Source organism: Serratia sp. TSA_7 (assembly GCF_052692135.1).
Genome location: NZ_JBQZFU010000001.1, coordinates 184,247 through 197,464 on the forward strand (window position 1 = coordinate 184,247; position 13,218 = coordinate 197,464).

Consider the following 13,218-nt stretch of genomic DNA (forward strand, 5'->3'; position numbering starts at 1 on the left):
TTTTACTCATTATCACCCTCTACGCCAAACCGCTGATGGTACCAACGGGGCATTAATTGTTCACGAAAGCCTTTAATTTGCCAATCGTTGTCGAAAAAAAGCACGGATATCTGACCTGACCGCGAAGTATCGCGCCATATGATGCCATTTGCCAGATATCTGGCGATAACTTTAACGGCAGGTAATCGCCATTTGTTGTAACGAGATGCGGACGCTAAAGCCGCCTCCGGCGCTACCGCACGCAGAAACGGCGGCGTCGAGGACGTCCTGCTGCCGTGATGTGGAACCTGAAGCACTGTGGATGCCAGCCGATCGCGTTGTAATCTGAGCAACTGCGCTTCCGCTTGCTTTTCCACGTCGCCGGTCAGTAACAGGCTATATTGGCCATCATCAACGCGGATCACGCAAGAATCGTCATTGACCGGCCGCTTTAGCGCTTTCGGCGGCCATAACACCTGAAATTGCAGTGATTGCCACTGCCAGCTTTCGCCGGCCACGCAGGGTAAATGAAGCGGATCAAGTATTGGGCTACGTACCCTGGCCTGTGGAAATGCTTGCCTTACCTCTTCCAGACCCCCGGTATGATCAAGGTGATCGTGGCTGATGATAATTTGCTCCAGATCGATACCCCGCCAGTTTAGCATGGGCAAAATATGACGTTCCGCAGCACTGCCCGTCGCCCAGCGATCACCGGTATCGAACAGTATCCCCTTTCCGTTTCTTTCGATCACTACCGCCAGGCCATGCCCGACGTCCAGCATGTCGACCCGCCAACGATATGGGGGTTCTTTTTCCCGCCACAGCACGCAACATATCGCCACAGCGGCCAAGCCTGCCGTATAGCATAACCACCAGTGAAAACGCCAGTATATAACCAGCAACCAACCCGCTGCGCTGACCAACAGCGAGGCGGCGCCCAGATCGACCCATCCACGCTGCAAATAATGCAGCGGCGTAAACACCCATAGCAGTGTCAAATCGGCCAGCCACCAGAATCCGCCGCTCAATAGCGGTAAGGCGCCACAAATTACCGCGATCAAAATCAAAGGAACCGTCACCAGAGAAACCACAGGTACCGCCCACAGATTCGCCGGCATAGAGGTCAACGTCAGACCGAGAAACAAAGCGGCCTGCATCGGCACCAGCAGCAACGTGATACCAAACTGAATGTGCAGCCAACGCACCGGTGCCCAGTACCAGGCAGAGCGGAAACGTGCACTTAACGGCATCCATTCGAACCAAAAGATCAGGCAGGCCACCGCCAGTACCGATAACCAGAAACTGTCTGACAGTACCGCCAGCGGATCGCAGACCAGAATTAACCCCACGCACCACAGCCATACCTGCCAGGAAGTGCAGTGAATACCGCGTAGGCGCAGCAACATCCACAGCGTCAACGCCAAGGCAGTACGCACAGCCGGGGGCTGTGCGCCAGCCAACCAGACATACGCCAAGGTACCAAACCAACTGGCTAACAATGGGAAGCGGTAGCCGATCAGGTGTGCAGGCAACAAGAACTGAACCGCCCGTAGCGCCAGCCAAATCAATATGGCCGCCATAGCCACGTGCAGGCCTGAAATCGCCATCAGATGCGCAATGCCGGTTTTCAGCATCAGAGTGCGTAACTCAGGGGCCAGCGAGGTTCTTTCGCCAAACGCTAAAGCCAGCAATACCGATTTATATCGCAGGTCACCCATGTTGCTCTCGGCATGGCTGATAATACGCTGCCGCCAGTTGCAACTCCCCTCCAACAGCCTGGCACGCTTCACCTGTGCAGTCAGTGGCTGACGTTGCGCCATCGCCCAACGCTGGCTATCGAAGCCCCCCTCGTTCAGTTTTCCGTGCACCGCTCTCAGACGCAGCCGGAGTTCCCAACGCTGCCCGGCACAGAGTTGCGGTTCTTCCGGCCGCCAAACGGTGGTAAAGGCAATTGATGGCGTTAGCCAGCGCCCGTCAACCTGTTCGATACGCATCAGCGTTTGTTTGCTCGCAGCGGGTACCAAAGTAACGCCGGCAACTTGTACCACGGCGGTCACCTCCGGCCCGCGGCTCAGTTGTTCGACTTGCGCCACCAGATTACCGGCATTGAAGGTCGCCCACAGAAATCCCAATGCTCCCCAACCAATAAATTGACAGCCCGCCCAACGGAAACGCAGCATCAAGCTAGCGGGTAAAACAACCAACAAAGTTGTTAACGCATCGGGTAATTGCGGTAGCACCAGTAACGGCAGAATGCCGCAGACAACGGCGATAACCGCCAGATCCAGCGAAGTTTTGATCGACCTTTCTCCCGTCCGACAGAAGGACGTGCAACTGTTGCACATCGCACCCCATGGACAGGATTGTTCCCCCATACTCAGGCAGCCGCCAGCTGCAATGCAACGGCTCGCGGCACAGGCTGCAGGTTAACGATAATGATTTCATTTATTGATGCTAAGCTGCGGCGTAGCACGCAAAAAAAATCAGAACGGAAGGCCGAGAAATCAGAAAACAGCTGAGCGGCAGGCAAAAAAAAACGGCGCCCTGAGGCACCGTTTTATATTCTTTACAAGCAACAACTCTATGGATAATCAGTGATTAACCATAGATATTGGCGCGGTCACGCAGCTCTTTACCTGGCTTGAAGTGAGGAACGTACTTGCCGTCCAACTCAACTTTATCACCAGTTTTCGGGTTGCGACCAACGCGCGGAGCACGGTAGTGAAGAGAAAAACTGCCGAATCCGCGGATCTCGATGCGTTCACCATCGGCTAACGTTGCAGCCATGTGTTCTAACATCTCTTTCACTGCATCCTCAACGGCTTTCGCCGGTACATGAGATTGCTGGCCAGCAAGTCTTTCAATAAGTTCAGACTTGGTCATGAGTCCTCCAAGCTTTGCAGCTAAACTACCGTATCGGGGCGGTCAGAAACCGCCCCCCGTCATTACTCGCCTTTAGCCGCTTTGAAAGCTTCAGCCATTGCGTTAGAGAAGTTGCTTTCTTCCTGTTTGTTGTTAACAGTAGCGATAGCATCTTTCTCGTCAGCTTCGTCCTTAGCACGTACGGACAGGCTTACTACACGGTTCTTACGGTCAACGCCGGTGAATTTAGCTTCAACGTCGTCGCCTACATTCAGAACCAGAGTTGCATCTTCAATGCGGTCGCGAGAGGCTTCAGATGCACGCAGGTAACCTTCTACGCCGCCTGCTAATTCAACTGTAGCACCTTTGGCGTCAACTGCAGTGACTTTACCAGTAACAATAGTACCTTTCTTGTTCATAGACAGGTAGTTATTGAACGGGTCTTCAGCCAGTTGCTTCACGCCCAGGGAGATACGCTCGCGCTCTGCGTCAACTTGCAGAACAACCGCTGCGATTTCGTCGCCTTTCTTGTATTCACGCACTGCTTCTTCGCCTGCAACGTTCCAGGAGATGTCAGACAGGTGAACCAGGCCGTCGATGCCGCCGTCCAGGCCGATGAAGATACCGAAGTCAGTGATAGACTTGATTTTACCTTCAACGCGGTCGCCCTTGTTGTGGGTTTCTGCAAACAGCTGCCATGGGTTAGATTTGCACTGCTTCAGGCCCAGAGAAATACGACGACGTTCTTCATCGATGTCCAGAACCATAACTTCCACTACATCGCCCACGTTAACAACTTTGGACGGATGGATGTTTTTGTTGGTCCAATCCATTTCAGAAACGTGTACCAGACCTTCAACGCCTTCTTCGATTTCTACGAAGCAGCCGTAATCAGTCAGGTTGGTTACACGACCAGTCAGCTTGGTGCCTTCTGGGTAACGTTTCGCGATAGCAACCCATGGATCTTCGCCCAGTTGTTTCAGGCCCAGGGAAACACGAGTACGCTCGCGGTCGAACTTCAGCACTTTAACAGTGATTTCGTCGCCAACGTTGACGATTTCGCTTGGATGCTTAACGCGTTTCCAAGCCATATCAGTGATGTGCAGCAGGCCGTCTACGCCGCCCAGATCAACGAATGCACCGTAGTCAGTGAGGTTCTTAACGATACCTTTAACTTCCATGCCTTCCTGCAGGTTTTCCAGCAGTTGATCGCGTTCTGCGCTGTTTTCGGATTCGATAACCGCACGGCGAGAAACTACAACGTTGTTGCGTTTCTGGTCCAGCTTGATGACTTTGAACTCAAGCTCTTTGCCTTCCAGGTGCAGAGTGTCGCGTACTGGACGCACGTCAACCAGGGAACCTGGCAGGAACGCACGAATACCATTCAGCTCTACAGTGAAGCCACCCTTAACTTTGCCGTTGATAACACCGACGACAGTTTCAGCTTCTTCGTAAGCTTTTTCCAGCGTGATCCAAGCTTCGTGACGCTTAGCTTTCTCACGGGACAGCAGAGTTTCACCGAAGCCATCTTCAACAGCGTCCAGCGCAACGTCAACTTCGTCGCCTACCTGGATTTCCAGCTCGCCCTGTGCGTTTTTGAATTGCTCAGCCGGGATGGCAGACTCAGATTTCAGACCGGCGTCAACCAGTACTACGTCTTTGTCGATAGCAACTACAACGCCACGAACGATGGAACCCGGACGGGTTTCGATTGTTTTCAGGGATTCTTCAAAGAGTTGAGCGAAAGATTCAGTCATGTTTAATCTTCAGGGTTCTATAGTTTAACGTCCATTTAGCATCCCGCCGAATGGGGTTGTTTCACATACCCCGCCATTGGCTCCATGCCGACAGGGTTTAGGTTACAGGGGTAAAATTTTACCCGATATAGTTCGATACTGCTATGACAAATATGACAAAAAGCAATAACGTCGCTGCAGTTTATTGCTGCGGCAACGCTAACACTTCATGTGCATAAGTCAGCGCACGCTGGATGACTTCGTCGATCGACATGCTGGTAGAATCCAGCACGAGGGCATCGGAAGCCGGCACCAGTGGCGCGATAGGCCGATTGCGGTCACGGTCATCCCGTTCCTTTATCTCGGCTAAAAGACGTTCAAAGTTAACATTAAAGCCCTTTTCCTGCAACTGTAGCATGCGGCGGTGCGCACGCTCCTCTGAACTGGCATCCAGGAAAATCTTTACCGGTGCATCGGGGAACACCACCGTACCCATATCGCGGCCATCGGCAATCAAACCGGGAGCTTCGCGGAACGCGCGCTGACGGCGCAGCAAAGCTTCGCGCACACGCGGAAAAGCCGCTGCCTGCGAGGCGGTATTACCGACGGTTTCAGTGCGGATCTCATTACTGACATCCTCACCTTCCAAAATGACCTGCAGTTTGCCTTCTTGGGCAACAAAGCGGACGTCGAGATGTGCGGCCAGCGGAACCAGCGCCTCCTCAGAGGTGATATCGACCTGATGATGCAGTGCCGCCAACGCCAGCACGCGGTAAATCGCGCCGGAATCCAGCAAACGCCAACCAAGGGATTCGGCCAACGCTTGACACAGAGTGCCTTTGCCTGCGCCACTTGGTCCATCAACGGTTATCACCGGGGCTGTAGCCGTCATTTCTCTCTCCTTCGGGTAGAAAACCTCACAGGGACGCAACCCGCCGTCAGCACAACGCGAAAGCATAATTACGAACGCCCCTGCCGTCTGCCCAATCGAGGCAGATACGGTGGCGTATTATACGCTGCCCAGAGACGAACTGTTACCCTGGAACTGTCTGGTTGTTGAAAATAAGCGCATAACCGCAGAAAAGTATAGAAGAAGCCTCGGCGACCAGGCATTAAAAACGACAAAGGCCCGGTTAAGGGCCTTAAAAGAAATCATCTGACTACCGGTTACGCCAATTGGCTGATGCGCGCCAACTGCTCAAAATAGTCCGGGAAAGTTTTGGCGGTGCATTTCGGATCGAGGATGGTCACCGGGGTATCCGACAGCGCCACCAGCGAGAAGCACATCGCCATACGGTGATCGTTGTAGGTGCCGATATCGGCAAACTTCAGCTTCGCCGGCGGCACCACGTGAATATAGTCCTCACCTTCATCCACTTCAGCGCCTACTTTGCGCAATTCAGTCGCCATGGCGGCCAGGCGATCGGTCTCTTTCACCCGCCAATTATAGATATTGCGGATGGTGGTCGGCCCTTCGGCAAACAGGGCTGCGGTGGCAATGGTCATCGCCGCGTCCGGAATATGGTTCATATCCATATCGATGCCGCGCAACTCACCGCGGCTGCATTCGATAAAGTCATCGCCCCAGGTAATGCGCGCGCCCATTTTCTCCAACACGTCGGCAAATTTGGTGTCGCCCTGAACGCTTTTCTTGCCGATGCCGGTCACGCGTACGGTGCCGCCTTTAATCGCCGCCGCCGCCAGAAAATAAGAAGCGGAGGATGCATCGCCTTCTACCAGGTAATCCCCTGGGGAGCGGTAGGTTTGGCGACCTTGAATATTGAACACGCGGTAGTTGTCGTGGCTAACTTCAACGCCGAAGGTACGCATCAGATGCAACGTGATATCAATGTACGGTTTAGAAACCAGTTCGCCCTTGATATGGATATTCGTGTCCTGCTCAGCCAGTGGCGCAGTCATCAGCAACGCGGTCAGGAACTGGCTGGAAACGCTGCCGTCGACGGTCACGTCGCCACCGTGAAAACCGCCGCGCAGGCGCAATGGCGGATAGTCGGTCTGTTCCAGGTAATCAATTTGCGCGCCGCCCTGGCGCAGTGCATCCACCAAATGGCCGATAGGCCGCTCTTTCATGCGCGGTTCACCGGTCAACACCACATCGCCGCTACCCAGACACAACGCCGCCGCCAATGGGCGCATTGCGGTACCGGCATTGCCGAGGAACAGTTCAAGCGGCTCGCTGGCCACCAGCGGGCCGGCAACGCCCTCAACGATACAAGTGGTGCGATCGTCGGACAGCTGATAACTCACGCCCAACGCCTGCAGCGCATTCAGCATATGGCGCACGTCGTCGCTGTCCAGCAGGTTGGTCAACGTGGTCGTTCCCTCCGCCAGCGCAGCCAGCAGCAGAGCACGGTTGGACACGCTCTTGGAGCCGGGTAAGTTGACGGTGCCATTGACCAGGGCGACCGGTTGTAACGTCAGGGAATCCACCATGTGAACAAAACTCTCCAAAATCTGATAAACGAAACGGCCCCGGGAAAATGCCGGAGCCGCTTTAATGCAAAAGGACAACAGCGAAAGCTGCCCGCGCAAAGCAGGCAGCGAGGCTTAACCGTGACGACGTTCGAAGTCGATCATAAAGTCGGTTAATGTCCGCACGCCGGCCAACGGCATGGCATTGTAAATAGAAGCACGCATGCCGCCAACCACCCGGTGACCTTTCAGCGCCTGCAGGCCGATAGCTTCCGCTTCGCTGAGGAACACTTTGTCCAGCGCCGAGTCAGCCAACTGGAACGGCACGTTCATCCAGGACCGATTGGCGTGTGCTACGCGGCTACGGTAGAAATCAGAATTATCGATGGTTGCGTACAGCAACTCGGCCTTGGCCTGATTGCGCTTGTGCATCTCCACCAGACCACCCTGTTCTTTCAGCCACTTGAACACCAGGCCGGACAGATACCAGGCGAAGGTCGGCGGCGTATTGAACATGGAATCGTTCTCGGCCAGCACGGTATAATCGAGAATCGACGGCACTTCGCGGCGAGCTTTGCCCAGCAGATCGTCACGTACGATCACCAACGTCAGGCCTGCCGGCCCAATGTTTTTCTGCGCGCCGGCGTAAATCACGCCAAAGCGGCTGACATCCAGCGGGCCGGACAAAATGGTGGAGGAGTAATCGCCGATCACCACTTTGTCGCCAAAGTCCGGCGTCTCATCGATAGCGATGCCGTCGATGGTTTCATTCGGGCAGTAGTGCACATAAGCCGCATCGTCGTTCAACTGCCACTCTTTCATCGGTTTGATACCGAGCAGGCCGTCAACGGTAGTTTTCACATCAATGGTATTTGGCGTGCAGTATTTCTCGGCTTCCTTGATGGCGCTGTGCGCCCAGTAGCCGCCATCGATATAGTCCGCAGTGGTTTTATCACCCAGCAGGTTCAGCGGCAATGCGGCAAACTGTGCACGGGCGCCGCCATGGCAGAACAGCACTTTGTAGTTGGAGGGGATCTTCAGCAGATCGCGCAGATCCTGTTCGGATTGCTGGGCAACTTCGATAAACTCTTTACTGCGATGGCTGATTTCCATCACCGAGGTGCCGAGACCGTGCCAGTTGCACAGTTCCTGTTCCGCACGACGCAACACTTCAACCGGCAGCATTGCCGGGCCAGAGCTAAAATTATAAACCTGAGTCATTTCCCCTCACCACATTCACTATTCGCCAAGAGACTGGCCAACCGAAATACGCCCAAAGTTAACTGTCGAGTTAACCAACGCATCGGTTTTATCACTCACGTAACGCTGCTGCAATGCTTATTCACCCGCAGGCAGCAAACTACCGCAGCACGGAATAACAGGCTCTGTCGCCACTGCGTTTTTTTGTGCGATAAAACGCTGTGCCATCGGGGAATTCAGTGGGTTAACACGGTGTTTTATGCTGTATTCAGCTAACCCGGCTCTTCGACCAGGCTGCAATCCACCGGCCATTGCAGCAACGCGGGCAAATTAGGTTGCCGTGAATCCGTCAGAGGCGCAATCAGGCTGCTGGCTTAATCCCCGCCGCTTCGGCCTGCGATTGCCTACCGCATCGCCCGGCTACAGAAAACGGGGAGCGATGCCCCCGTCGATCACGACTCAATACTGATTAAACATTTGCTGGATTCGTTTGGCGTCTTTGGTCTGAATCAGCACCAACCGCAGCAGGATCCGTGCTTTTTGCGGGTTCAGCGTACCGGCGGCGACAAAACCGAATTTGGCGTCATCCACCTCCGCGTCTTCCCTGGTGGAACCGGTCGGTACTCTTGACTGACGATGCCCCCCACTAAGTGGATTAATCGGAACGTTTAAATCAGGCGGAACTGCCTCTGGCATTGGCTATAGTGTCTACCGTATCTAAAAAATAAGAATACAGCCCCCGCTCTATTCTGAAATTTTAACCCGTGTATATTTAATGCTTTCCATATTTAATAGTTATCTGCTAAAAATTTAAAAATATGCTTTTATTCTATTGGATGCTTTTAAAAAAGGATTTATTTAATGTATGAACTAAGTGGTAAAAAATGGACATCTCGCTTTCAAGGCAGTAACTCAACAAAAACATTAAGCCCAACATTCGAGTCAAACGTTAACGCTTTTTTACAGAGTTTAAAAAATGCGGGTGCACGTATAACTATCTCGGCAACGCAGAGACCACCGGAAAGAGCCTACCTTATGCATTGGTCGTGGAAAATCGCTCGTGCACTTATTAATCCTGACGATGTGCCAAAAAAAGCAGGCGTTAATATAGAGTGGTGTCATAAAAACAGTGATGGAAAAGTTGATCGAAACAAAAGCATTCAGGCGGCAAAAGACATGGTAAAAGAGTATGGCATGACGAGTCTTAATGTTGCCCCAGCCCTAAAAAGTAGGCATACTGAGGGTAATGCTATAGATATGAACATCTCATGGATTGGGAATTTAGAGCTGAAAAACAAGAAGGGGGAAACAGTGCTTATCAATAGCCTTCCAACTGATGGTATGAATCTCCAGTTGCATGAGGTTGGAAAAAGTTTCGGCGTTATAAAATATCATGGTGGCTCTAAAGACAAACCACACTGGTCAACGGATGGACGATAACATGAAAATACCTGCACTCTTCATTTCAACTTTACTTTTATCCTCATGCATTCAGGCATCTCAAACATATCCAAAAGATGTAAGTGAGTATCTAAAAAACGCCGATGATTGCCAATATCTCTCCGGCGAGTGGGACTCAACATTACCGATAAAACGACAACGAGAAATAGAGAAGGAAATTAATTCCACTTGCAATAACGCCGAAAAACAGAAAGAAAAACTAAATACAAAATACCAAAAAGATAAAAACATACTGAAAGCGATTAACGCTTACGATTTCTGATCACAGTAACTGGTTTAAAAAAAATTATGGCTAATCAACTTAACATTATAGATTTGCCATAATTATTCTAAACATAATTGCTATCCCCTCTGAAAACACTTTCCAAATGGATATACCTGCTTGTTGCAAAGCTTTTCACCGTTTCAAAACGCAGGGGCTTACAGCACCGGTATCCTGCATCATTACCCCAGCGAAAACATAGCCCGGCTACAAAAAACGGGGAGCGGAGCCCCCCATAGATCGCTACTCAATACTGATTGAACATCTGTTGGATTTGTTTGGTGTCTTTGGTCTGAGTCAGCGCCAACTGCAGCAGGATCCGCGCTTTTTGCGGGTTCAGCGTACCGGCGGCGACAAAGCCGAATTTGGCGTCATCCACTTCCGCATCTTCCGTGGTGGAACCGGTCGGCACTCTGGAAGAACGCACTACCGCCACGCCGTTATGTGCGGCGGTCGCCAGCGTATCAAACACCGTTTTATACAGGTTGCCGTTACCGACCCCGGCGCTGACAATACCCTGATAACCTTCGGCAATCAGCGCCTTGGCCGGCGCATCAGAAGCGTTGGCATAGTTATAGACAATGCCGACTTTGGGCAGCTCGGTCAGGCTGGATACGTCAAAGGGGGTGTCGGTAGTATGCTTGCGCTGCGGTGAGCGCTGATAGTCTACCTTGCCGTTATGGATATAACCGAGCGGACCGAAATTGGGCGACTGGAAGGTCTGCACCGAGGTGGTATTGGTTTTGGTCACGTCGCGCGCATCCAGCACGCTGTCGTTCATCGCCACCAGCACCCCGCGTTTGGCCGATTGCGGATCCGCCGCCGTCACCACGGCGTTATACAGATTGAACGGGCCGTCGGCACTCATCGCCGTCGCCGGGCGCATCGCTCCGACGATCACTACCGGCTTGTCGCATTTGACGGTCAGATCGAGAAAATAAGCGGTTTCTTCCAGCGTGTCGGTGCCGTGGGTGATCACAAAACCGTCCGTTTTGCCGCAGTCAGCGTTGATTTTCTTCACCAGTTTCAGCCACACCTCATCGTTCATGTCTTGCGAACCGATGTTCACTACCTGCTCACCCTGCACATTGGCGACGTTTTTCAGCTCCGGCACCGCATTCACCAGCGCATCGACGCCCAGTTTGCCCGCCGTATAGTTGGATTTTGTCGCCGATTCGCCGCCGCCGGCAATGGTGCCGCCGGTCGCCAACAGAGTGATGGAAGGCAATGCCAGCGCAGAACCGCTTACGCCCGCCAGGAATAGTGCCACAACGCTGAGTTTCACTGATTTCATTAGGTTTCTCCTTGATAGATAACCCGCTGAATTATGGCCCTTATCCTTAAAAAAACTGTGACTTTGCCGTCGCTTTAGGAATACATGGAGCTTGGGCGTAAAACCCCGTATCATTGCGCGTTTTTAGTACGCTCAAAAAGTGAAGACAATGACGCAAACTTTTATCCCTGGCAAAGACGCCGCGTTGGAAGACTCCATCGCCCGTTTCCAACAGAAATTAAGCGATCTGGGTTTTAATATCGAAGAAGCCTCCTGGCTGAACCCGGTGCCGCACGTATGGTCGGTTCACATCCGCGATCGCGATTGCCCGCTGTGCTTCACCAACGGTAAAGGCGCCAGCCAAAAAGCCGCGCTGGCTTCCGCTTTGGGCGAATACTTCGAGCGCCTTTCCACCAACTATTTCTTTGCCGATTTCTATCTGGGTAAGCAAATTGCCGAAGGCGATTTCGTGCATTATCCGAATGAGAAATGGTTCCCGATCCCGGCCGACGATTCGCTGCCGGAAGGCATCCTCGACGAACGCCTGCATGCGTTCTACGATCCAGAGCAAGAACTGACCGCCGGCGATCTGATCGATCTGCAATCCGGCAACGGCGATCGCGGCATCTGCGCCCTGCCGTTCTCCCGTCAGTCAGACCAGCAGACGGTCTATATTCCGATGAACATCATCGGTAACCTGTACGTGTCCAACGGCATGTCCGCCGGTAACACCGCGAACGAAGCTCGCGTGCAGGGCCTTTCCGAAGTATTCGAGCGTTATGTGAAAAACCGCATTATCGCCGAATCCATCAGCCTGCCGGAGATCCCGAGCGAAGTGCTGAACCGTTATCCAGGCGTGGTGGAAGCCATTGCCCGCCTGGAACAGGAAGGCTTCCCGATCCTGTCCTATGACGCCTCATTGGGCGGTAACTACCCGGTAATCTGCGTAGTGCTGTTCAACCCGGCCAACGGCACCTGTTTCGCCTCGTTCGGCGCTCATCCCGACTTCGGCGTGGCGCTTGAGCGTACCGTGACTGAACTGCTGCAGGGCCGTAGTCTGAAGGATCTGGACGTGTTCACCGCGCCAACCTTCGATGACGAAGAAGTGGCCGAACACACCAATCTGGAAACCCACTTTATCGATTCCAGCGGTTTGATCTCCTGGGACATGTTCAAGCAGGATGCGGATTACCCGTTTGTCGACTGGAGTTTCAGCGGCAGCACGCAGGAAGAATTCGCCACGCTGATGAGCATTTTCGACAAAGAAAGCGCCGAAGTGTACATCGCCGACTACGAGCACCTGGACGTTTACGCCTGCCGTATCATCGTACCTGGCATGTCCGACATCTACCCGGCGGAAGATCTGTTGCTGGCCAATAACAGCATGGGCGCGCACCTGCGTGATACCCTGCTGGCACTGCCGGGCAGCGAATGGGAGCCACAAGAATATCTGGCGCTGATTGAGCGACTGGATGACGAAGGGCTGGACGATTTCACCCGCGTGCGCGAGTTGTTGGGCATTGCCTCCGGTAAAGACAATGCCTGGCACACCCTGCGCGTGGGCGAGCTGAAATCCATGCTGGCACTCGCGGGCGGCGATATGGAACAGGCTCTGATCTGGACGGAATGGACCCAGGACTTTAACGGATCGGTATTGAGCCCGGCACGCAGCAACTACTACCGCTGCCTGCAAACCCTGCTGCTGCTGACGCAGGAGCCGGATCGCGATCCGGCGCAGTACTACGGTGCCTTCGTGAAAATGTACGGTCAGGAAGCGGTCGACGCCGCTTCTGCGGCCATCAGCGGCGAAGAGCGCTTTAACGGCTTGTTCGCTGTCGACAGCGATCTGAAAGCGTTACCGGCGCATCAGGCGCTGCTGGCGGCCTACGAAAAACTGCAAAACGCCAAGCGCCGCCACTGGGCACAGGCATAACCGCAGTCTTAATGCGTCGGCAGCTTGCCTGCCGGCGCCACTCCTAAAGGGGGAGTTCGCTGTACATCGCATTCGTAAA

10 protein-coding genes and 1 pseudogene are annotated in these 13,218 nt (G+C 53.4%); 3 read left to right on the forward strand and 8 right to left on the reverse strand.

Going from position 1 to position 13,218, the window contains the following annotated elements; all coding sequences use genetic code 11:
* Window positions 1-2: 2 nt before the first annotated feature.
* From ACUTQW_RS00950 to ansB (ACUTQW_RS00980), 7 genes and pseudogenes are all read right to left on the reverse strand, one after another.
* A complete protein-coding gene (locus tag ACUTQW_RS00950; protein ID WP_006324559.1) occupies window positions 3-2,324 on the reverse strand; it encodes a ComEC family protein in 2,322 nt (773 codons plus the stop codon).
* Between the two features lie 253 nt (window positions 2,325-2,577).
* The gene (gene ihfB, locus ACUTQW_RS00955; RefSeq protein WP_004942652.1) at window positions 2,578-2,862 is read right to left on the reverse strand and encodes an integration host factor subunit beta; all 285 of its coding nucleotides are present in this window, start codon (window positions 2,860-2,862) and stop codon (window positions 2,578-2,580) included.
* Between the two features lie 62 nt (window positions 2,863-2,924).
* Window positions 2,925-4,598, reverse strand: coding sequence for a 30S ribosomal protein S1 (gene rpsA, locus ACUTQW_RS00960; RefSeq protein ID WP_004942650.1), 1,674 nt, complete (start codon window positions 4,596-4,598; stop codon window positions 2,925-2,927).
* A 181-nt stretch (window positions 4,599-4,779) separates the two neighbouring features.
* Complete coding sequence (cmk, locus tag ACUTQW_RS00965; RefSeq protein WP_006324556.1) at window positions 4,780-5,469, reverse strand: (d)CMP kinase; 690 nt, start codon at window positions 5,467-5,469, stop codon at window positions 4,780-4,782.
* Between the two features lie 275 nt (window positions 5,470-5,744).
* Window positions 5,745-7,031 (reverse strand): 3-phosphoshikimate 1-carboxyvinyltransferase, encoded by a 1,287-nt coding sequence (gene aroA, locus ACUTQW_RS00970; RefSeq protein WP_020438797.1) that lies wholly within the window; start codon window positions 7,029-7,031, stop codon window positions 5,745-5,747.
* A gap of 114 nt (window positions 7,032-7,145) precedes the next feature.
* Complete coding sequence (gene serC, locus ACUTQW_RS00975; RefSeq protein ID WP_004942642.1) at window positions 7,146-8,231, reverse strand: 3-phosphoserine/phosphohydroxythreonine transaminase; 1,086 nt, start codon at window positions 8,229-8,231, stop codon at window positions 7,146-7,148.
* Between the two features lie 438 nt (window positions 8,232-8,669).
* Window positions 8,670-8,846 (reverse strand): annotated as a pseudogene (gene ansB / locus ACUTQW_RS00980) (L-asparaginase 2); the annotation flags it as partial.
* Between the two features lie 225 nt (window positions 8,847-9,071).
* Between ansB (ACUTQW_RS00980) and ACUTQW_RS00985 the strand changes: the two are divergent.
* Both ACUTQW_RS00985 and ACUTQW_RS00990 read left to right on the forward strand, forming a co-directional pair.
* A complete protein-coding gene (locus ACUTQW_RS00985) occupies window positions 9,072-9,650 on the forward strand; it encodes a hypothetical protein (RefSeq protein ID WP_037430556.1) in 579 nt (192 codons plus the stop codon).
* Window position 9,651: 1 nt separating this feature from the next.
* Window positions 9,652-9,933, forward strand: a complete 282-nt coding sequence (locus ACUTQW_RS00990; protein ID WP_006324550.1) for a hypothetical protein — start codon at window positions 9,652-9,654, stop codon at window positions 9,931-9,933.
* Window positions 9,934-10,180: 247 nt separating this feature from the next.
* Here the strand turns inward: ACUTQW_RS00990 and ansB (ACUTQW_RS00995) are convergent, their stop codons facing one another.
* A complete protein-coding gene (gene ansB / locus ACUTQW_RS00995; protein WP_004942633.1) occupies window positions 10,181-11,227 on the reverse strand; it encodes an L-asparaginase 2 in 1,047 nt (348 codons plus the stop codon).
* Between the two features lie 148 nt (window positions 11,228-11,375).
* Here ansB (ACUTQW_RS00995) and ycaO point away from each other — a divergent pair, with 148 nt between their 5' ends.
* Complete coding sequence (ycaO, locus tag ACUTQW_RS01000) at window positions 11,376-13,139, forward strand: 30S ribosomal protein S12 methylthiotransferase accessory factor YcaO (protein ID WP_006324549.1); 1,764 nt, start codon at window positions 11,376-11,378, stop codon at window positions 13,137-13,139.
* The last annotated feature ends 79 nt before the right edge of the window (window positions 13,140-13,218 follow it).

Bases quoted from the DNA above. Each gene is read 5' to 3' on its own strand.
- ACUTQW_RS00950 (WP_006324559.1), bottom strand. From the start codon at position 2,324: ATGTGCAACAGTTGCACGTCCTTCTGTCGGACGGGAGAAAGGTCGATC.
- ihfB (WP_004942652.1), bottom strand. From the start codon at position 2,862: ATGACCAAGTCTGAACTTATTGAAAGACTTGCTGGCCAGCAATCTCAT.
- rpsA (WP_004942650.1), bottom strand. From the start codon at position 4,598: ATGACTGAATCTTTCGCTCAACTCTTTGAAGAATCCCTGAAAACAATC.
- cmk (WP_006324556.1), bottom strand. From the start codon at position 5,469: ATGACGGCTACAGCCCCGGTGATAACCGTTGATGGACCAAGTGGCGCA.
- aroA (WP_020438797.1), bottom strand. From the start codon at position 7,031: ATGGTGGATTCCCTGACGTTACAACCGGTCGCCCTGGTCAATGGCACC.
- serC (WP_004942642.1), bottom strand. From the start codon at position 8,231: ATGACTCAGGTTTATAATTTTAGCTCTGGCCCGGCAATGCTGCCGGTT.
- ACUTQW_RS00985 (WP_037430556.1), top strand. From the start codon at position 9,072: ATGTATGAACTAAGTGGTAAAAAATGGACATCTCGCTTTCAAGGCAGT.
- ACUTQW_RS00990 (WP_006324550.1), top strand. From the start codon at position 9,652: ATGAAAATACCTGCACTCTTCATTTCAACTTTACTTTTATCCTCATGC.
- ansB (WP_004942633.1), bottom strand. From the start codon at position 11,227: ATGAAATCAGTGAAACTCAGCGTTGTGGCACTATTCCTGGCGGGCGTA.
- ycaO (WP_006324549.1), top strand. From the start codon at position 11,376: ATGACGCAAACTTTTATCCCTGGCAAAGACGCCGCGTTGGAAGACTCC.